Source organism: Myxococcus hansupus, assembly GCF_000280925.3.
GTDB classification, from domain to species: Bacteria; Myxococcota; Myxococcia; order Myxococcales; family Myxococcaceae; genus Myxococcus; species Myxococcus hansupus.
This window is the reverse complement of record NZ_CP012109.1, coordinates 4,012,576-4,030,474: the sequence shown is the minus strand read 5'-3', so window position 1 is coordinate 4,030,474 and position 17,899 is coordinate 4,012,576. Positions and strand designations below refer to the sequence as shown.

Annotated in this window: 15 protein-coding genes; 13 read left to right on the top strand and 2 right to left on the bottom strand. The window is 69.4% G+C overall.

Annotation, left to right across the window (positions count from 1 at the left end; all coding sequences use genetic code 11):
• Positions 1 to 420: 420 nt before the first annotated feature.
• From A176_RS15345 to A176_RS40875, 6 genes are all read left to right on the top strand, one after another.
• Positions 421 to 2,880 (top strand): efflux RND transporter permease subunit, encoded by a 2,460-nt coding sequence (locus tag A176_RS15345; RefSeq protein WP_002640044.1) that lies wholly within the window; start codon positions 421 to 423, stop codon positions 2,878 to 2,880.
• A gap of 131 nt (positions 2,881 to 3,011) precedes the next feature.
• On the top strand, positions 3,012 to 3,899 hold the full coding sequence (locus A176_RS15340; RefSeq protein WP_002640043.1) for a phosphatase PAP2 family protein: 888 nt from the start codon (positions 3,012 to 3,014) through the stop codon (positions 3,897 to 3,899).
• Between the two features lie 36 nt (positions 3,900 to 3,935).
• Positions 3,936 to 5,126 (top strand): aminotransferase class I/II-fold pyridoxal phosphate-dependent enzyme, encoded by a 1,191-nt coding sequence (locus A176_RS15335; protein WP_002640042.1) that lies wholly within the window; start codon positions 3,936 to 3,938, stop codon positions 5,124 to 5,126.
• Positions 5,123 to 5,851, top strand: a complete 729-nt coding sequence (locus tag A176_RS15330; protein ID WP_002640041.1) for a class I SAM-dependent methyltransferase — start codon at positions 5,123 to 5,125, stop codon at positions 5,849 to 5,851. Before A176_RS15335 ends, A176_RS15330 begins: the two co-directional genes overlap by 4 nt.
• Positions 5,844 to 6,821, top strand: coding sequence for a hydroxymethylglutaryl-CoA lyase (locus A176_RS15325; RefSeq protein WP_002640040.1), 978 nt, complete (start codon positions 5,844 to 5,846; stop codon positions 6,819 to 6,821). Before A176_RS15330 ends, A176_RS15325 begins: the two co-directional genes overlap by 8 nt.
• Positions 6,822 to 6,976: 155 nt before the next feature.
• Entirely contained in the window at positions 6,977 to 8,500 is a 1,524-nt protein-coding gene (locus A176_RS40875) for a methyl-accepting chemotaxis protein (protein WP_002640039.1), read from the top strand.
• Positions 8,501 to 8,637: 137 nt separating this feature from the next.
• On the opposite strand, the gene A176_RS15315 is transcribed toward A176_RS40875, so the two are convergent.
• A complete protein-coding gene (locus A176_RS15315) occupies positions 8,638 to 10,593 on the bottom strand; it encodes a TIM44-like domain-containing protein (RefSeq protein WP_044890935.1) in 1,956 nt (651 codons plus the stop codon).
• Positions 10,594 to 10,695: 102 nt separating this feature from the next.
• Between A176_RS15315 and A176_RS15310 the strand changes: the two genes are divergently transcribed.
• On the top strand, positions 10,696 to 11,472 hold the full coding sequence (locus A176_RS15310) for an enoyl-CoA hydratase-related protein (protein ID WP_002640037.1): 777 nt from the start codon (positions 10,696 to 10,698) through the stop codon (positions 11,470 to 11,472).
• 97 nt (positions 11,473 to 11,569) lie between these two features.
• Here A176_RS15310 and A176_RS15305 read toward each other — a convergent pair whose 3' ends face one another.
• The gene (locus tag A176_RS15305; RefSeq protein ID WP_002640036.1) at positions 11,570 to 11,929 is read right to left on the bottom strand and encodes a YtxH domain-containing protein; all 360 of its coding nucleotides are present in this window, start codon (positions 11,927 to 11,929) and stop codon (positions 11,570 to 11,572) included.
• Between the two features lie 203 nt (positions 11,930 to 12,132).
• On the opposite strand from A176_RS15305, the gene A176_RS15300 reads away from it, so the two are divergent.
• From A176_RS15300 to A176_RS15275, 6 genes are all read left to right on the top strand, one after another.
• Positions 12,133 to 13,662, top strand: coding sequence for an acyl-CoA carboxylase subunit beta (locus A176_RS15300; protein ID WP_002640035.1), 1,530 nt, complete (start codon positions 12,133 to 12,135; stop codon positions 13,660 to 13,662).
• Between the two features lie 71 nt (positions 13,663 to 13,733).
• Positions 13,734 to 14,879: an acyl-CoA dehydrogenase family protein gene (locus tag A176_RS15295; RefSeq protein ID WP_002640034.1), complete on the top strand. Its 1,146-nt coding sequence runs from the start codon at positions 13,734 to 13,736 to the stop codon at positions 14,877 to 14,879.
• Positions 14,879 to 15,742, top strand: a complete 864-nt coding sequence (locus tag A176_RS15290; RefSeq protein ID WP_193409845.1) for a hypothetical protein — start codon at positions 14,879 to 14,881, stop codon at positions 15,740 to 15,742. Before A176_RS15295 ends, A176_RS15290 begins: the two co-directional genes overlap by 1 nt.
• Complete coding sequence (gene rnc / locus A176_RS15285) at positions 15,739 to 16,521, top strand: ribonuclease III (protein WP_002640032.1); 783 nt, start codon at positions 15,739 to 15,741, stop codon at positions 16,519 to 16,521. The genes A176_RS15290 and rnc overlap by 4 nt, the downstream gene beginning before the upstream one ends.
• Before the next feature lie 47 nt (positions 16,522 to 16,568).
• The gene (locus A176_RS15280) at positions 16,569 to 17,276 is read left to right on the top strand and encodes a peptidylprolyl isomerase (protein WP_002640031.1); all 708 of its coding nucleotides are present in this window, start codon (positions 16,569 to 16,571) and stop codon (positions 17,274 to 17,276) included.
• Positions 17,277 to 17,324: 48 nt separating this feature from the next.
• On the top strand, positions 17,325 to 17,876 hold the full coding sequence (locus tag A176_RS15275) for a peptidylprolyl isomerase (RefSeq protein ID WP_002640030.1): 552 nt from the start codon (positions 17,325 to 17,327) through the stop codon (positions 17,874 to 17,876).
• Positions 17,877 to 17,899: the final 23 nt, after the last annotated feature.

The following is a 17,899-nucleotide window of genomic DNA, read 5'->3' as shown; positions in this document are numbered from 1 at the left end:
TCTCTCACGCTGCGTCTTGGAGGCATGGACCGGCCCGGGAGCCTGCGGCTCTCCTCGTCGCGACCGCCCCGTTCCAGGGCCTGCATTTCGACTTGGGGAAGTCTGCGTCCTGCGGCCTCCCACGGGGGACGCGGGCCGTGAATAAAGAGGGAGCGCGGCACTGTCAAGGCAAGCGCCGCGCTGATCATCCCGCGTGTTCAGCTCGCATCCGAGCGTGGCTTGACAGCCCCGCGACTTTGGTGGCACCCCGCCGTCGCACACGTGTTGTTCTCCAGTCGATACTGGCGAACACGGTGTGCATCGGGCTGCACACCTGCTGTCGTGCCGCTGCACCCGCAAGCCCTCCGTTTTGCCCTGTGTTCATGGGAGCCACTGAGTGGCCGGAAATTTGCTCCCCGGCCAGCACCCGAGGAGTCGACGTTGGCCCGTTCTGAACGACAACGGTGGTTCGAACGCTTCATCGAGACAGCCGTCTCTCGCCCCTGGCAGGTGCTGCTGTGCTTCGTGCTGTTGACACTCGGCGGCATGGCGGTGGCGTCGCGGTTGGAGTTCCGCGGATCGTTCGTGGAGCTGCTCCCGAAGGCCTCCCGCGAAGTGCAGGATCTGACACGTGTGTCAGAGAAGGCGGGCGGCGACGGCTACCTGGTCCTGGTCGCGTCGGGCGACACGCGGGCGCGGCTGGAGTCGTACGCCGGGGAGCTGCAGGCACGCCTGGAGGCCCTGCCGGAGGTGCGCTACGTCGAGCATCGCTATGACGTGAGCTTCTTCCGCCAAAACGCGTTGCTGTTATTGCCCATCGAGAAACTCGCGGCGTTGCGCCAGGACATCACGGCGCGCGTGCGTTACGAGCGACAGCTCGCGAATCCGTTCTACTTCGACCTGGGCGCGTCGCCTCAAGCGCCACCGGACTTCGAAACCATCGCGAAGAAGTATGCGCCCGCCGCGCCCATGCGCGAGACGCTGGGCAGCGCGGATGGGACGGAGGTCTACCTGCTGATCAAGCCCGCGGGGACGGCGGGGGATCTCGACTTCGCGCGCGGCTTCGTGGACATGGCCATGGACACCGGGCGGAAGCTGGCCGCGGAGCGCTATCCGTCCGTGAAGCTCCAGGCCACGGGCAACTTCCAGGGCCGCATCGAAGAGGACACGGTGATGCGCGACGACCTGGCGCGCGCGGGCTCGCTGTCGGCGTTGATCGCCGTGGGCCTCATCCTGCTGGCCACGCGGCGCATCTCGGCGTTGGCGGTGGTGGGCATCCCCGTCGTGGTGGGCGTGGTGCTGACGTTCGCGTTCGCGGAGGTCGCCATTGGCCACCTCAACGTGGTGACGGGGTTCCTCGTCGCCATCCTGATTGGCCTGGGCATCGAGTACGGCGTGCATCTGTGCATGCGCTACTGGGAGGAGCGGCGCACGCGGCCGTCGCGTCAGGCCATCATCACGGCGGTGCGCGGCACCTTCGGCGGCGCGATGACCTCCGCGGTGACGAACGCGGCGGCCTTCTTCGTGCTGCTGCTGGCGCAGTTCCAGGCATTCAAGCAGTTCGGCCTGCTGGCGGGGCTCGGCGTGCTGCTGGCGGTGCTGGCCGCGTACGCGTTGGGCCCCTCGCTGCTGGCCATCGCGGAGCGGCTGCGTCCCGCGCGCAGGGACGACGCGAGCGCCCCGGCGCCGGATGCTCCCGCGCGGAAGCCGGAGCGCGAGTGGCGCCGGTGGCCCACGGGCGCCATCGTGGCGATCGCCTTGTCGGTGGTGGGCTTCGCCGTGTTCTCCGTCGCCGTGTCGTCTCGGCTGGGCTTCGAGACGGACATGCGCAAACTCCAGGGCGAGTCGCGGGCTTCACTGCTGAATGACCATGTCATCGAACAGATTGGCCAGCCGCTGACCCCGGCCATCTTCCTGGTGGACGACGTGGCCCAGGCGGCGCAGGTGGAGGCCGTCATCGCCGAGGTGAAGCAGCGTCACGGCGAGAAGTCGGCCATCCTCGACGCCGCGTCCCTCAATGACATGCTGCCCCAGGAGATGGAGCGGCGCGAGGTGGAGCTGGCCGGCCTGCGCGAGGTGCTCCAGGGCCTGGACGCAATGCCCGCGGAGCTGGTCGCCGACCCGCGGCTCCAGGAGTTCCGCCGCATGGTGGACGCGAAGCCGTATGGACTGGGGGCCGTCCCCCTGGAGGTCCGCCGCCGCTTCGAGGCCGCGGACGGGAAGGGCACCTTCCTGCTCATGTTCCCCTCGGTGGAGAACACGGACACCGAGGACCTGCGGCGCTGGGCCTCGCAGATCGACGAGGTGATGGCGGGCGCGGAGGCGCGTGGCATCCCCGTGGCGGTGTTGGACAGCAACCGCATCGCCGCCCGCATCTTCGCGCTGGTGCGCGCGGACGGGCCGCTCATCCTCTGGTCCGCGGCGCTGGTGGTGTTCCTGGCCATCCTGGTGAGTCTGGGCAGCGTCAAGCGCGCGCTGCTCGTCACCGGTCCGCTGTTCCTCGGCATGACGTGCCTGGCCGGCGGCATGTATCTCTTCGACGTCCAGCTCAACTTCATCAACGCCGTGGTGCTGCCGAACCTGCTCGCCATCGCCGTGGACAACTCGGTGCACCTGTTCCACCGGTACGAGGAGGAAGGGCCCGGCTCGCTCGGCAAGGTGGTGCGTCACACGGGGCTGGCGGCCGTGGTGGCGACGCTGTCCAACGCGGCCGGTTACGGCGCGCTGCTGGTGGCCAACCATCAAGGTCTGCGCAGCATCGGTCAGATTGCGCTACTCGGGGTCATGTGCACCTTTCTCGGGACCACGGTCTTCTTCCCCGCGCTGCTGGCATTGTTGGAGAGGTGGAAGGGCCGCGGCGGGACAGTGGCGGGGAAGAGAGCGGTCGTACAGAGCTTGTAGCGCGGCGATTCCGGCGCGGAGGTCGCGCCGCCGGGGGAGCATAGGTCAGCGTGAGTTCCTGGTTTGTCCACAGAGCCCTGAGCGGGGTCTCCTCGAGCCGGTCCCCGGCGGTTCGCGTTCAGCTCACGCCCGTGGACCTCATCATCGCGGTGTCGTGCGCGCTGGCGGCGCTGGTGCTCGTGGGGCCCGGCCACTGGGCACCCGGGGCCTTGCGCGCCGCGCTGCTGTTCACGCTGATGGGCATGGGGCCGCTCGTCCTGCGGACCGTGGCCGCGTCGTATCCGGGACACCGCTGGCCGGACATCGTCGCGGACTGGTGGCTGCTGCCCACGGCGGTGATGACGCACGGTTGGCTGTCGCCGCTCGTGGACGCCCTCAACCCCCTGCTCAAGGACGCGCAGTTGGTGGCGGCCGACCAGCGGCTCTTCGGCTTGCAGGCCGCGGTGGTGCTGGCGCGCATCGTCCCCACCTGGCTCAACGACGTGTTGCTGGTCTGCTACTACGGCCACTTCATCTGGGCGCTGGTGCTGGGGCTGGTGCTCTACCGCCGGCCAGGAGGCGCGGAGTATGAGGAGTACCTCACCGCGCTGGGCCTGCTCTTCTGCCTCAACTACGCGGCCTATGCGTTGGTGCCCGCGATAGGGCCGCGCTACTTCCTGGTGGACGCGTTCGACGGGCCGCTGCGGGGCACGGTGGCGCCGCTGCTGGACTCCGTGATGCGCACGCCGATGTTCGCCCGGGACTGCTTCCCGTCCGGACACACCGGCGCCACGCTGCTGGTGTTCTATTATGCGTGGCGGTACTCGCGCCGGACGTTCTGGGTGGTGTTGCTGCCGGGCCTGGGGCTGATCGCCGCCACGTTGGTGGGCCGCTTCCACTACGCCACGGACCTGCTGTGCTCGGTGCCGCTGGTGATGGTGGTGGCGGGGCTGGCCATGGGCGTGTCGCGGGCCTCCCGGCAGCGCGAGGTGGTGAAGGACGCGCGTTCCGTCCCGGTGGACGCTATCGTCAGGCCCTGAGCGCCCGGGCCTTCCCGGGACGAGGAGCCGACGTCCATGTCCAGGCCCGTAGCCGCGCAGCGCGTCACCCGGTTCGCCACCACCGTCTTCTCCGAGTTCAGCGCCCTGGCCGCGAAGCACGGCGCGGTGAACCTGGGCCAGGGGTTCCCGGACTTCGACGGGCCGGACGCCATCAAGGAGGCCGCGCAGCGCGCCATCCGTGACGGGGGCAACCAGTACGCGATGGGGGCCGGGGCCCGGGAGCTGCGCGTGGCCATCGCCGAGCACTCGGCGCGCTTCTACGGCCAGACGGTGGACCCGGACACCATGGTGACGGTGACCAGCGGCGCCACCGAGGCCATCCTCGACACGCTGCTGGGGCTGGTGGACCCGGGCGACGAGGTGGTGGCGTTCGAGCCCTTCTACGATTCCTACGACGCCAACATCACCTTCGTGGGCGCCACCGCGCGTTACGTGCCGCTGCGACCACCCGATGCCGGACACGCGCAGTGGTGGTTCGACCGGGACGAGGTCCGCGCCGCCTTTGGCCCGCGCACCCGGCTGCTCATCCTCAACACGCCCCACAATCCCACGGGCAAGGTGTTCACCCGGGACGAGCTGTCCTTCCTGGCGGAGCTGTGCGCCGAGCACGACGTGAAGGTGCTGTCCGACGAGGTGTACGAGCACATCGTCTTCGCGCCCGCGCGGCACCTGCGGCCCGCGACGCTGCCCGGCCTGGCCGAGCGCACGGTGACGGTGAGCAGCGGCGGCAAGACGTTCAGCCTCACCGGGTGGAAGGTGGGCTGGGTCATCGCGCCGCCGCCGCTGCGAGACGCCGTCCAGCGCGCCCACCAGTTCGTCACCTTCGCCACCGCCGCGCCGTTGCAGGCCGCGATGGCGGCGGCGCTGCGGCTGCCGGACGCGTACTTCGACGGGCTGGCCGCGTTCTATCTGGCGAAGCGGGAGCGGCTGCTCACCGGGCTGCGCGAGGCCGGGCTGACGGCATTCACGCCGGAGGGCAGCTACTTCATCCTCGCGGACATCGCTCGCCGGGGCTTCGCCGATGACGTGGCCTTCTGCCGCCACCTCGTGTCGGAGGTCGGCGTGGCGGCGATTCCGCCCAGTGTCTTCTACGGCCCGGAGCACCGGCACCTGGGACAGGGGCTGGCCCGCTTCGCCTTCTGCAAGACGGAGGCGGTGTTGGATGAGGCCGTGCGCCGGCTGCGCGCGGGTCTGCGGGCACGATGAGCTTCTTCGGGGAGCTCTACCTGCGCAGCACGCTGCCGTTCCTGTCGGAGGCCGTCACCGCGCGCGAGGTGGACTTCCTGGCCCGCGCCTTCGCGGAAGTGCCCGGGCCCGCGCCAGTGGTGGACCTGGGGTGTGGCCATGGCCGTCACGCGGCGCGGCTCAACACCTCGGGCCCGTTGGCGGGGCGCGTCATCGGCCTGGAGTTGGATGCGCTGTCGTTGTCCACGCGTCGCCCCGGCTTTCCGGCGGTGCAGGGGGATTTGCGGGCCCTGCCGTTCCGCGAGGCGTCCTTGGCCGGGGCCTACGCGTGGTACTCGACGCTGGCCGCCTTCACGGACGCCGAGCACGTGCACATCCTCCGCGAGGTCGCGCGCGTGCTGCGGCCAGGAGGACGGTGGGTGTTCCAAACGGTGCCGTACGAGCGGATGGAGGCGTCGCCCCAGGCGGCCTTCCGCCAGTCGCTGCCGGACGGAAGCGTGTTGGAGGAGTCGAGCCACTTCGACCCCCGGACGGGCCGGGACACGGGGCTGCGCACGCTGACGACACCCGACGGGCGTTGCCTGCGCGCGTCATACTCCCTTCGTTACTATCCCCTTGCGGAATGGGTTCGGCTGTTGGAAAGCACGGGGTTTTCGGTGATGTGGGTGAAGGGCGGCTTGGAGGGTGAGCCGCTGGGCCCGCAGTCGACCGACCTCATCGTGGGAGCGGAGCGCCGCCATGGCTGAGATGAACGAACACTCCAGGATGCGGCTGGGCTGGCTCGGCCAGTTGCCCAAGCGGGTCGACGTCTACGAGGTCGGCCCCCGGGACGGCTTGCAGAACGAGCTGCGCACGCTGCCCACCCGGGACAAGGCACGGCTCATCAACGCGCTGGTCGCCGCGGGGGAGAAGCGCATCGAGGTGACGTCGTTCGTGTCACCGAAGTGGATTCCCCAGTTGGCGGACGCGGAGGAGCTGCTTCGGCTGGTGGGCCGGCGTGAAGGCGTCGTGTTCTCCGCGCTGGTGCCCAACCTCAAGGGGCTGGAGCGCGCCAAGGAGGCGGGCCTGCAGGAGGCCGCCATCTTCATCTCGGCGTCCGAGGCCCACTCGAAGAAGAACATCAACAAGTCCATCGCCGAGGCCCTGGCGGGCGCACGGGAAGTCACCGGCGCCGCGCTCCAGGCGGGCATGCAGGTGCGTGGCTACCTGTCCACCGTGTGGGGCTGCCCCTACGAGGGCGACGTCCCCGTGGAGCGGGTGGTGGACATCTGCCGCCAGCTCGTGGACGCGGGCATCTACCAGCTCAGCCTGGGGGACACGATTGGCATTGGCACTCCCCGGCAGACGGAGGTGCTGCTGGAGGCGCTGCTGAAGCACATCCCCGTGGAGAAGCTGGCGCTGCACCTGCACGACACGCGGGGCACGGCCCTGGCCAACGCGCTGGTGGGCCTGTCCGCGGGCGTCACGACCTTCGACGCGAGCATTGGTGGCCTGGGCGGCTGTCCCTACGCGCCCGGCGCGGCCGGAAACCTGGCCACGGAGGACGCCGTCTTCATGCTGCATGGCATGGGCGTGGACACCGGCATCAACCTGGACCGGCTCGTGGAGGCCGGTGAGATCGCCCAGGAGCTGATTGGCCGGAAGCTGGCGGGCAAGTACCTCCAGGCCGCCTTGGGCGAGCGTGAGAAGAAGGCCTCTCGGCGCGCCCAGACGTGAACGGGAGCGGGATAGACCCAGGGTCTTGCAGTACCCGGATTCTCTAGAGTCCGGGTATCACTGAAAAATTCCACCCGGGCTAACGTTTGGCGAGGGTGTCCGGATAGGGTTGGGGTCGTTTTGACCCTGCTCGTTGCCCTGTCTGGATGTGCCTCATGAACGTCTCGCTTGATCCGGTCGTCCTCGCGCGACGCTCCCAGGCGCTCTTCGATGCCCATCAGGCATCCCTGGGGCGCCGCACGGACCGGATGTTCTCCGGGTTGATGGTGCTCCAGTGGGTGGCGGGGCTCGTCGTGGCCCTGGTGGTGGCGCCACGGACGTGGGCGGGCACCTCCAGCACGGTGCATCCGCATGTCTGGGCGGCGGCGGGGCTGGGGTTCCTGATCGCGAGCCTCCCCATCGCGCTGGCCTGGACGCGTCCGGGGCGGGAGTCCACGCGGCTCACCATCGCGGTGGCGCAGGCGCTGGTGTCCGGGCTGCTCATCCACCTGACGGATGGGCGCATTGAAACGCACTTCCACATCTTCGGCTCCTTGGCGCTGCTGGCCATGTACCGGGACTTGCGAGTGCTGTTCCTCTACTCGGGCGTGGTGGCCGTGGACCACGTGCTGCGCAACCTGTACTGGCCCTTCTCCATCTTCGGCACGGAGACGGCCAGCCTCTGGCGGGCGCTGGAGCACATCGGTTGGGTGGTGTTCGAGAACGTGTTCCTCGTCATCGGCGGCCGGGGCGCGGTGAAGGACGCGAAGGAGCTGGCCGCGCGGCAGGCGTGGCTGGAGCTGTCGCAGGGCGAGGTGCGCACGCGGGTGGTGGAGCCGCTGGTGGATTCGGCGCGGGCGCTGACGGACGCGACGCGGACGCTCGTGGCGAGCACGGACGCGCAGCGGGAGGTGTTGTCGCGGCAGTCCGCGGCGCTCGCGCAGACGCAGGTGGCGGCGAACGAGATGCAGCAGGCGTCCTCGGTGGCGGCGCGGCAGGCGGATGCCATCCTGGCCTCGACGCTCCAGGCGGGCGACGTGGGCAGCACGGCGGAGTCCATGCTGGGGCGGAGCATGACGGGGCTGGAAGGCATCCGCGAGCAGGTGATGGAGATCGCGGGCCTGCTGCGCGGGCTCGACGGTCAGGCGCGGCAGTTGTCGAGCATCACCCTGACGGTGAAGGACCTGGCGGACCAGTCGAACCTGGTGGCGGTGAACGCGGCCATCGAGGCGGCGCGCGCGGGGGAGCAGGGCCGCGGCTTCGCGGTGGTGGCGTCGGAGATGCGCCGACTGGCGCAGCAGTCCGTGCGCGCGGCCGGGCAGGTGGGCACTGCCCTGGACTCCGCCCATCAATCATTGCAGCAGGTGGTGGTGCTCAGCCTGAAGGGCGCGGACCGGATGGCGCAGGACCTGGAGGTGGTTCGGGCCTCCGGCGAAAGCCTGCGGGGGCTGTCCTCGATGCTCCGGACCAGCTCGGAGGGGGTGCAGCAAATCTCCGCGGCGGTGAGCCGGCAGGCCGCGGGCGTGGCGCAGATCTCCAGCGCGGTGGATGAGCTGTCCGCGATGATGAAGCAGACCCTGGGCCGGCTGGAGCAGACGAACGCCGCGGCGGGGACGCTGCGCGCCGTGACGGGCCGGGTCCACGGCGTCATCGAGACCTATGAAGACGCCGGGCCCACCGAGGCGACGCAGAGCGCGTGAGGCGCCGGGACAACCCGGGCCAAAGTGAATCGCGTCCCAGGCGCGCCACCCTGGTGGTGCGCCTCCCGCCGTGATGCGGCTCGGAGCTCCGGACTGGGCACCCGAGCCGCACCTCCTCGCGGGAGGCTCACGGGCGCCTACTGCCCTCCGAGCATGGACTCCAACCGGTCCTGAAGCCCCAGGTGCGCGGCGGCGCTCTCCAGCATCCGCCGCTCCTTCCGGTCGATGCGCCCGTCCACCAGCGCCATCTCCACGATGTTGCGAAGGAACACCTCGGCCTCGGGGCTGCCGCGCGGCACCAGCCGTTCGAAGAGCTGCGGCCCTGAGCGGAGCGCCATCTCCACGTTGTCCCAGGACACGCCCCAGCGCTCCGAGCACAGCTTGAGCAGCTTGCGCTCCGCGGCCGTCACCTCGCCGTCGGCCGCGGCGATGGCGGCCATCATGTAGAGCAGCCGCTGCCGCTCCTGGACGTCCATGACCGCGTCCTCCGAGCCCTGCGCGTGCTCATTCCGCTGCGCCCGAGGCGCCGCCGCCCGGCGCGGAGGCACGGCCCGGAACCGCGAGTCCTCGGCCGCGTTCCACGCCTCATACGAGCGCGCCGCCGAGAGCACCCAGTCCCGTTCACCACTCGCCAGCGCCGTGCCGCAGTACTCGCAGTCCGTGGCCGCGCTGTTCGTCAGCGGCGCGTTGCACTGCGGGCACCGGTCCGTGGACATGCCGTTGGCGGTGTTCGTCGTCGCGCCGTGCTTGCGCGTGAGCGTGAAGATGAAGCGCTGCGGCACCGTGGGCAGGGAAGGGGGCCGCTCGTTGAGGGGACCCACGCCCATGCGCGCGCTCCAGCGAATCTCCACGTGCGCCACGTCGTACCCCTGCGGGTCCACCTGGAACGTCCGCACGTCCGCGGAGCCCACGGCGCACTCCAGGAACACGCGGCGGCGGCCCTGGCGGCGCAGCCCGTCCACCTCCGCCTCCAGCCGCTGCACGGTGTCCGCGCGGGCCACCTTGGCCAGCGGCTTCGTGTCCCCGCGGCTCTGCGCGTCAATCCACTTCCAGAACAGCAGCGACGCGCGGTCCTCCAGCATCTCCAGGTTGAGCGCCGGGTCGGCCTCGCGCGCCTGCATCAGTCCGTCCACCGTCTTGTGGTACGGCGCGTGCTCGATGCCCTGCGTGATTTCGGAGAGCGTCCAGTCGTAGTTGCCGGAGTTCACCACCGCGCCGCAGAACTCGCAGGTGTTGGCCGCGCCGCCCTTGAAGGGCGCGCCGCAGTTGGGGCACTTGCCCTGGAACAGGTCCGCGCCAATGCGCGTCTGCGCCCCCGGCTTGCGCACGAAGGTCCACACCTCCGTGAAGGCCTCGCTGGGCACCTTGCGCGCGGCCTCCGTGGCCTGCGCGTCGCTGAAGGACGCGGGCACGTCCGTGTCCCGCATGCGCGCGTGCACGCGCACGTGGATGCTGTCGAACCACTCGCTCTGCTCCAGACCAATCAACTGGAGCTCCAGCACCTCGAAGTCGGTGATGGCGTCACGCACGCCCTGCGCGCGCATGAGCTCCAACTGCACGCCGAAGCGCTGGAACGTGGCGTCCGACAAGAAGGGCCGCACCGGCGACATGTCCCGCAGGAACCACGCCTTCTGCAGCTCCAGGAACAGCCACTTCGTCTTGTCGAGCATCGGCTCGAGCTCGAACGCGCGGTCCTTCAACCGCAGCGCGTTCACCCAGCCCTGCACGTCCCGCTGGGACACCTGCGTGCGCTGGTAGGCCTCCTGCTGCTCGAAGGCGCGCCGCGTGGTGGCGTCCGGGTGCAGGTTGCGCCGGTATAGCCAGTACACGACGCCGCCAATGCACAGCAGCGGAATCATGACCTTCGGGTACCGGAACACCAGGCTGAGGAGCTGGTAGACGAAATAGATGCCGACGCCGTCACCATCGCCGCCGCGGCCACCGCTGCCGGACGAGGGGCGGGAGTAGTGCTCGCCGCCACCGCCGCGGGCCAGGGCCTCCAGCGGGAGCATGAGTGCCATGAAGGCCAGGGCGGGCAGCCAGGGGGCCCACCGGGAGAGTCGGTGCGAGATGGAGCGCAGAGGCATGGCCATGACCCGCATGCTAACCGTTTCCGCCTTGCCAGACCCGGCTTATGGCCGCAGTCTCCCCAGCCCAGGGCAGCCCGGCTGCCAGGTTGGGAAAGGGGAGCGAACATGCCGGAGTTCAAGGTCGACGCACGGGGTCCCATCGAGATCTGGACCATCGACGGCGAGAGCCGCCGCAACGCCATCAGCCGCGCCATGCTCCAGGAGCTGGGCGAGATGGTGACGCGCGTGTCCTCCAGCCGCGAAGTGCGCGCCGTCGTCATCACCGGCGCGGGCGACAAGGCCTTCTGCGCCGGCGCCGACCTCAAGGAGCGCGCCACCATGGCGGAGGACGAGGTCCGCGCCTTCCTGGACGGCCTGCGCCGCACCTTCCGCGCGCTGGAGAAGAGCGACTGTGTCTTCATCGCCGCCATCAACGGCGCGGCCTTCGGCGGTGGCACCGAGCTGGCGCTCGCGTGTGACTTGCGCGTGGCGGCCCCCGCCGCGGAGCTGGGCCTCACCGAGGTGAAGCTGGGCATCATCCCCGGCGGCGGCGGGACGCAGCGGCTGACGCGCCTGGTGGGTCCGGGCCGCGCGAAGGATCTCATCCTCACCGCCCGGCGCATCAACGCGGCGGAGGCCTTCAGCGTGGGCCTGGTGAACCGGCTGGCGCCGGAAGGGCACCTGCTGGCAGTGGCCTACGGACTGGCGGAGTCGGTGGTGGAGAACGCGCCCATCGCCGTGGCCACGGCCAAGCACGCCATCGACGAGGGCACGGGCCTGGAGCTGGACGACGCGCTGGCGCTGGAGCTGCGCAAGTACGAGGAGATCCTCAAGACGGAGGACCGGCTGGAGGGCCTGCGCGCCTTCGCCGAGAAGCGCGCCCCCGTCTACAAGGGCCGCTAGGCCCGGCCGAAACGACGGCGGGGACGGAAGGCCCACGTGGTGGGTCCCCGTCCCCGGAAGCGTTTCACGCTCGTGAGCCGAAGGCCCCGAGCGGCCGTCACGCGTTGGCGGTCCGCTCCTGACCCAGGTTGACGTTCTGCTTGTTCATGTAGGCCGTGGCCTTGTCCTTCACCGTGGTGCGCAGCTCGGTGCCCTTCTGGGGCGCGAGCAGGAGCGCGGCCACGCTGCCCGCCGCCACGCCGAGCAGGAACACACCCAGCCCGCCCAGGCTCGAGCGCACCGGCTTGTAGGTGGTCAACCCGACATGCCGCAGCACGTCATCCGGCTCGAAGTCATCCCAGCGGTTCCTGGCCGCGCGGGGGAGGTCGTTGACGAGCTTGTGGGCCAGCCACTTGCGATACAGGTCGCTCCGGGCAATCCCCTTCGCCATCCACTTGCCTTTCTTCGCTGCGAACATGCGTTCCTCCTGGGCCCAATGGTTGCCGGGTGCGCATCACTCGCGAGCACGCCCCCGTTAAGCACCAAGGTAGGCAGGGGAGCCTGAAGCGGCATCCCCCGGTGGACATGTTCTGCGCGGTGCGTCGGATGCCCATCACGCCATGCCGGCCCCTCAGCGAGAAGGCAGCCAGCCGTAGCCCTTTCTGCTATGTGCCACGGGCCATGTCCCAAGACTCGAAACTGCTGGAGAAGATCGCCCAGGTGGAGAAGGGTGGCGCGCCGAAGTACCACGCCAAGAACCAGGAGGCGGGCAAGCTCTTCGCGCGCGAGCGCATCCGGATGCTCGTGGATGAGGGCTCCTTCGTGGAGGACGCGAAGCTCGCCAACAACCTGGACCCGGACCTGCCCTCGGATGGTGTCATCATTGGCGTGGGCAAGGTGGCCGGTCGCACCGTGGCCATCATGGCCAACGACTCCACCGTGAAGGCCGGAAGCTGGGGCGCCCGCACCGTGGAGAAGATCCTCCGCATCCAGGAGACGGCCCGCGGCCTGCGCTGCCCGCTGTTCTACCTGGTGGACTCCGCCGGCGCCCGCATCACCGACCAGGTGGAGATGTTCCCCGGCCGCCGAGGCGCGGGCCGCATCTTCTACAACGAGGTGCACATGTCCGGCTTCGTGCCGCAGGTGTGCCTCCTCTTCGGTCCCTCCGCCGCAGGTGGCGCGTACATCCCCGCGTTCTGCGACCTGGTCATCATGGTGGAGGGCAACGCCTCCATGTACCTGGGCAGCCCGCGCATGGCGGAGATGGTCATTGGTGAGAAGGTGACGCTGGAGGAGATGGGCGGCGCGAAGATGCACTGCTCCATCTCCGGCGTGGGCGACGTGCTGGTGAAGACGGAGCAGGAGGCCATCGAGGCGGCCAAGAAGTACATCGGCTTCTTCCCGGAGAACTTCTCCCAGGCCCCGCCGCGCGCCGAGCCCAAGGCCCCCAAGGCCGGCGGCAAGAAGGTGGAGGAGATCGTCCCCGTCGACCAGAACAAGCCCTTCAACATCCATGAGCTCATCTACGAGCTCATCGACGAGGGGAGCTGGTTCGAGGTGAAGAAGCTCTTCGCCCAGGAGCTGGTCACTGGCCTGGCCCGCATCGACGGCCGCCCGGTGGGCATCGTCGCCAACCAGCCCAAGTACAAGGGCGGCGTGCTGTTCGTGGACAGCGCGGACAAGGCGGCCCGCTTCATCTGGTTGTGTGATGCATTCAACATCCCGCTGCTCTACCTGGCGGACGTGCCGGGCTTCATGATTGGCACCAAGGTGGAGCGCGCCGGCATCATCCGCGCGGGCGCGAAGATGATCTCCGCCGTGTCGGAAGCCAGCGTGCCCCGCATCTGCGTGGTGGTCCGCAAGGCCTACGGCGCCGGCCTCTACGCCATGAGCGGCCCCGGGTTCGCGCCGGATGCCACCCTGGCCCTGCCGGGCGCGATGATCGCCGTCATGGGCCCGGAGGCGGCGGTGAACGCCGTCTACTACAACAAGATTCAAGAGCTGCCCGAGGCGGAGCGTCCCGCCTACGTCCAGAAGCTGCGCGACGAGTACAAGCAGGACGTGGACATCTACAAACTGGCGAGCGAGCTCGTCATCGACGACATCATTCCGGGAAATCAGCTCCGCCAGGAGCTGGCCCAGCGTTATGGCGTGTATTCGCAGCGCCACGCGCCCCGTGCCGAGAAGAAGCACGGCGTCTATCCGGTTTGAGTAGGTAGCGTTACTTCACCTTGAAGGCCCGGGCTGCATCCGGGCCGTTTGCGATAGATCCTGCCGACACCATGGATTTCGAACTTCCTGAAAGCCACCGCGCCCTCCAGTCCTCCATCCGCGAATTCTGTGAACGGCGGGTGAAGCCCTACGCACGCGAGTGGGACAAGGACGAGAAATTCCCCATGGAGGTCGTCAAGGAGCTGGGGCAGCTCGGGGTGATGGGCATCCTGGTGGGCGAGGAGTTTGGCGGCGCCGCCATGGACTCGCTCGCCGTGGCGGTCGCCGTGGAGGAGATTGCCCGCTACGACGGCTCGCTCGCGTTGACGGTGGCCAGCCACAACGGCCTGGGCACCAGCCACCTGCGCGTCTTCGGCAACGACGCGCAGCGCCAGCGCTACCTACCCAAGCTCGCCACCGCCGAGTTCCTGGGCGCGTGGGGCCTGACGGAGCCCGGGTCCGGCTCGGACGCGTCCAGCATGAAGACGACGGCGGTGCGCAAGGGCGACAAATGGGTGCTCAACGGCACCAAGATGTTCATCACCCAGGGCACCGTGGGCGACGTCTTCGTGGTGCTCGCGCTCACGTCCCCGGAGAAGCGCCAGAAGGGCATCACCGCCTTCGTGCTGGAGAAGGACGTGCCGGGGTTCAGCCAGCGCGCCATCCACGGCAAGCTGGGCATGCGCTCCTCGGACACCGCCGAGCTCATCCTGGAGAACGTCGAGCTGCCGGACTCCGCGCGCGTGGGTGAGGTCGACCACGGCTTCATCGACACCATGAAGATCCTCGACCGCGGCCGCATCACCATTGGCGCGCTGGCGGTGGGCCTGGGCCGGGGTGCCCTGGAGGAGTCCGTCGGTTACTCCCGCGAGCGCACCGCGTTCGGTCAGCCCATCAGCGAGTTCCAGGGCCTGCGCTGGATGATGGCGGACATGAAGACGGAGCTGGACGCCGCCCGGCTGCTGGTCCACCGCGCGGCGAAGCTGGCCGACGAGGGCAAGCCGTACTCGCGCGAGGCGTCCATGGGCAAGCTCTTCGCCTCCGAGTCCGCCATGCGGGCCTGCAACAAGGCCGTGCAGATTCATGGTGGGTACGGTTACACCCGCGAGTTCCCCGTCGAGCGCTACCTTCGCGACGCGAAGCTGTGTGAGATCGGCGAGGGCACCAGCGAGATCCAGCGTACAATCATCGCCCGGGAAACCTTCAAAGGGGCTTGATGGACACCGCGCGGCTGGAAGGCCTCGGGCTGCAGTTGCGAGAGGACGCGGCCGGCACCGAGGCGGTGCTGGACCTCGAGGCGTCGCCACTGGTCAATCCCGTCACCCGGGCCTTCATCCCGGAGGTGACCTTTCAGGTCATGGGGGATCGGCTCATCCCCATCTCGCCGCCGGCGGTGGTGGGGCTGGCCCCCATCCTCATTGGCGCGCTCAGTGACGTGGCGGACATCGAGGCGCTGCTCGCGGACGCGTTCAACGAGCACATCTTCCATGTCCAGCGCCGCTCGGCGGAGCTCCAGGTCCTGGGGCTGACGCCGCGCGTGGAGCCGGACACGCTGGAGCTGTCCACGGACGTGGCGGACGGCGAGCTGGCCGTCACGCTGGTGTCGGACCGGCTGGGCAACTTCCGGGTGGCACGCGTCGCCCGGGGGCGGGAGGACCTGCCTTCCGGCATGGGGCACACGCTGGAGCTGTCGGAGTTCCGCGAGCGGGCCGCGCTGACGGGCTACCTGGTCGCGCTCTTCGGGGAGCCTGCGTCCCGGCCTCAGGCCGCGCCGGTGGGCGCCGGGCTGGTGCGCTTCTCGGACATCGTGGAGAAGTTCGGCGCCGAGGCGCTGGTGCCGCCTCGCAGCAGCCTGGAGCTGCTGGCGCAGTTGCAGGTGGAGGGCCGTCCGTATCGCTTCGCGGCCGCCCGGGTGGCGGGCCGCACGTTCCGCGGGCTGCTGGCCGGGCCGCAGGGCAAGGAGTGGGCGGGACGGTTCGAACTGGATGAGTTTCCAGGCATCGTGCGGATGGTGGCGGACCTCCTGAAGGTCGCCCCCACGGCCGTGAGGCTGGTGGGTCCGGACACGCCTCAGGAGTGATTGCGTTGAGTGGTGCGGACAAGATGAACCCGTCGGAGCGGGTTCAGTTGCTGGAGTCACGGCTGGGCCTGCAGTTCTCCCGGATGGAGACGGCGCTCGAGGCCCTGACGCACAAGACCTACGTCAACGAGTCCCGGGACAAGGAGCTGAAGGACAATCAGCGCCTGGAGTTCCTGGGCGACGCGGTCGTCAACCTGGCGGTCAGCCACCGGCTGATGGCGCGCTGCCCGGGCCTGCCCGAGGGCGACCTGACCAAGATGCGCGCCCGCGTCGTCAACGAGGACGGCCTGGCCCGCGTGGCCCGGACCATTCCGTTGGGGGACCTGCTGCTGCTGGGTCGGGGCGAGCTCATGTCCGGGGGCCGGGAGAAGAACTCCGTGCTGGCGGACGCGCTGGAGGCCGTCTTCGGCGCGGTGTTCCTCACCAGCGGACTGGAGCCCGCCGTCGCGCTGGTGGACCGGTACTTCGCGGAGCTGCTGGACGAGGTGTCCAGCGGGCAGGGGCGGCTCGACTACAAGACGCTGCTCCAGGAGATGGCCCACGAGCGGCTCAAGCTCCAGCCCCGCTACCGGGTGGTGTCCGAGTCCGGTCCGGAACACTCCAAGGTGTTCGAGGTGGAGCTGATGCTGGGCGACACCGCCTTCGCCCGGGCCTCCGGGCGGAGCAAGAAGGAGGCGGAGCAGTCCGCCGCGCAGGCCACCCTGGACAAGCTCCAGGAAGGGGCCGCCTGTCCCACCTCGCCCCCTCCCGGAACGCCAGGACACGACACGTCGGCGTGAAACCCCTTGGATGGGGCAGGGGGCGGCGCGTAAGGTGCCGCGCCACGATGCCCCCCGCCTCCCTCCGAAAGTCGCTCGCGCTGGTCACCTGCCTGTGGGCGGGCTCCGTCCTGGCCGCGGACTCGGGCAAATGGACCCGCAAGGTGGCGGCCGGCAAGGACATCTACGCCACGCTGCAGACGAGCGAGGGCGACATCACCGTCCGGCTGTTCTCCAAGGAGGCGCCCAAGACGGTGGCCAATTTCGTGGGGCTCGCCGCCGGTGAGAAGGAGTGGCGGGATCCCCAGTCCGGGAAGATGTCGAAGAAGCCGCTCTACGACGGCACGGTGTTTCACCGGGTGATTCCCGTCTTCATGATTCAGGGCGGCGACCCCACCGGCTCGGGCTTCGGAGACCCGGGCTACCGCTTCGCGGATGAGTTCACGAGCGGCCGGACCTTCGACAAGCCGGGCCTGCTGGCCATGGCCAACGCCGGCCCCAACACGAATGGCAGCCAGTTCTTCATCACCACCTCCACGCCCGGCTCGCTGAACAACAAGCACACCATCTTCGGTGAGGTGGTTGTGGGCTATGACGTGGTGGAGAAGATTGGCAAGGTGCCCCGGGACAACCGGGACCGTCCCCGTACCGCGGTGATGCTCAACCGGGTGGTGCTGGGGGACAAGGCTCCCGCGGGCATGACGGCCCCCGCGGCGGGCAAGGAAGCAGCGCCTCCGAAGGCGGCGGGCGCGAAGACGGTTTCACCAAGGCCGTGACACCATTCGGGTCCGTCGTTTCGACGGGCCCCCACACGGGAGGGCAGCATGGGAATGTTGGACGAGGCCCGCGCGGGCAATGACCTTTACGCCACCTTTGACACCACGCTGGGCACCATCGTGGTGAAGCTGTTCGCGAAGGACGCGCCGAAGACGGTGAGCAGCTTCGTGGGGCTGGCGACGGGCGAGATGCCCTTCCAGGACCCGAAGACGGGCGAGAAGACCCAGCGCGCGTACTACGACGGCATCATCTTCCACCGCGTCATCCCGGGCTTCATGATTCAGGGCGGTGACCCCACGGGCACCGGCCGCGGCGGCCCGGGCTTCAACGTGGACGACGAGTACCAGAGCGGCCGGACCTTCGACAAAGTGGGTCTGCTCGCCACGGCCAACGTGGGCCGCCCCAACACCAACGGCAGCCAGTTCTTCATCACCACGTCCAAGCCGACGTACCTCAACAACAAGCACACCATCTTTGGTGAGGTGCTCAGCGGCTACGACGTCGTGGAGAAGATCGCCGGCGCGCCCCGCGACGGAAACGACCGTCCCCGCCAGGACGTCGTCATCAACAAGCTGACCATCTCGACGACCCAGCCGTAGCCTGACTGCTCGCCGCCCGTGCC

Excerpts from the sequence above, each read along its gene's own strand:
- A176_RS15300 (WP_002640035.1), top strand. The coding sequence starts at position 12,133 with ATGTCCCAAGACTCGAAACTGCTGGAGAAGATCGCCCAGGTGGAGAAG.
- A176_RS15330 (WP_002640041.1), top strand. The coding sequence starts at position 5,123 with ATGAGCTTCTTCGGGGAGCTCTACCTGCGCAGCACGCTGCCGTTCCTG.
- A176_RS15315 (WP_044890935.1), bottom strand. The coding sequence starts at position 10,593 with ATGGCCATGCCTCTGCGCTCCATCTCGCACCGACTCTCCCGGTGGGCC.
- A176_RS15325 (WP_002640040.1), top strand. The coding sequence starts at position 5,844 with ATGGCTGAGATGAACGAACACTCCAGGATGCGGCTGGGCTGGCTCGGC.
- A176_RS40875 (WP_002640039.1), top strand. The coding sequence starts at position 6,977 with ATGAACGTCTCGCTTGATCCGGTCGTCCTCGCGCGACGCTCCCAGGCG.
- A176_RS15305 (WP_002640036.1), bottom strand. The coding sequence starts at position 11,929 with ATGTTCGCAGCGAAGAAAGGCAAGTGGATGGCGAAGGGGATTGCCCGG.
- A176_RS15295 (WP_002640034.1), top strand. The coding sequence starts at position 13,734 with ATGGATTTCGAACTTCCTGAAAGCCACCGCGCCCTCCAGTCCTCCATC.
- A176_RS15310 (WP_002640037.1), top strand. The coding sequence starts at position 10,696 with ATGCCGGAGTTCAAGGTCGACGCACGGGGTCCCATCGAGATCTGGACC.
- A176_RS15290 (WP_193409845.1), top strand. The coding sequence starts at position 14,879 with ATGGACACCGCGCGGCTGGAAGGCCTCGGGCTGCAGTTGCGAGAGGAC.
- A176_RS15280 (WP_002640031.1), top strand. The coding sequence starts at position 16,569 with ATGCCCCCCGCCTCCCTCCGAAAGTCGCTCGCGCTGGTCACCTGCCTG.
- A176_RS15335 (WP_002640042.1), top strand. The coding sequence starts at position 3,936 with ATGTCCAGGCCCGTAGCCGCGCAGCGCGTCACCCGGTTCGCCACCACC.
- A176_RS15275 (WP_002640030.1), top strand. The coding sequence starts at position 17,325 with ATGGGAATGTTGGACGAGGCCCGCGCGGGCAATGACCTTTACGCCACC.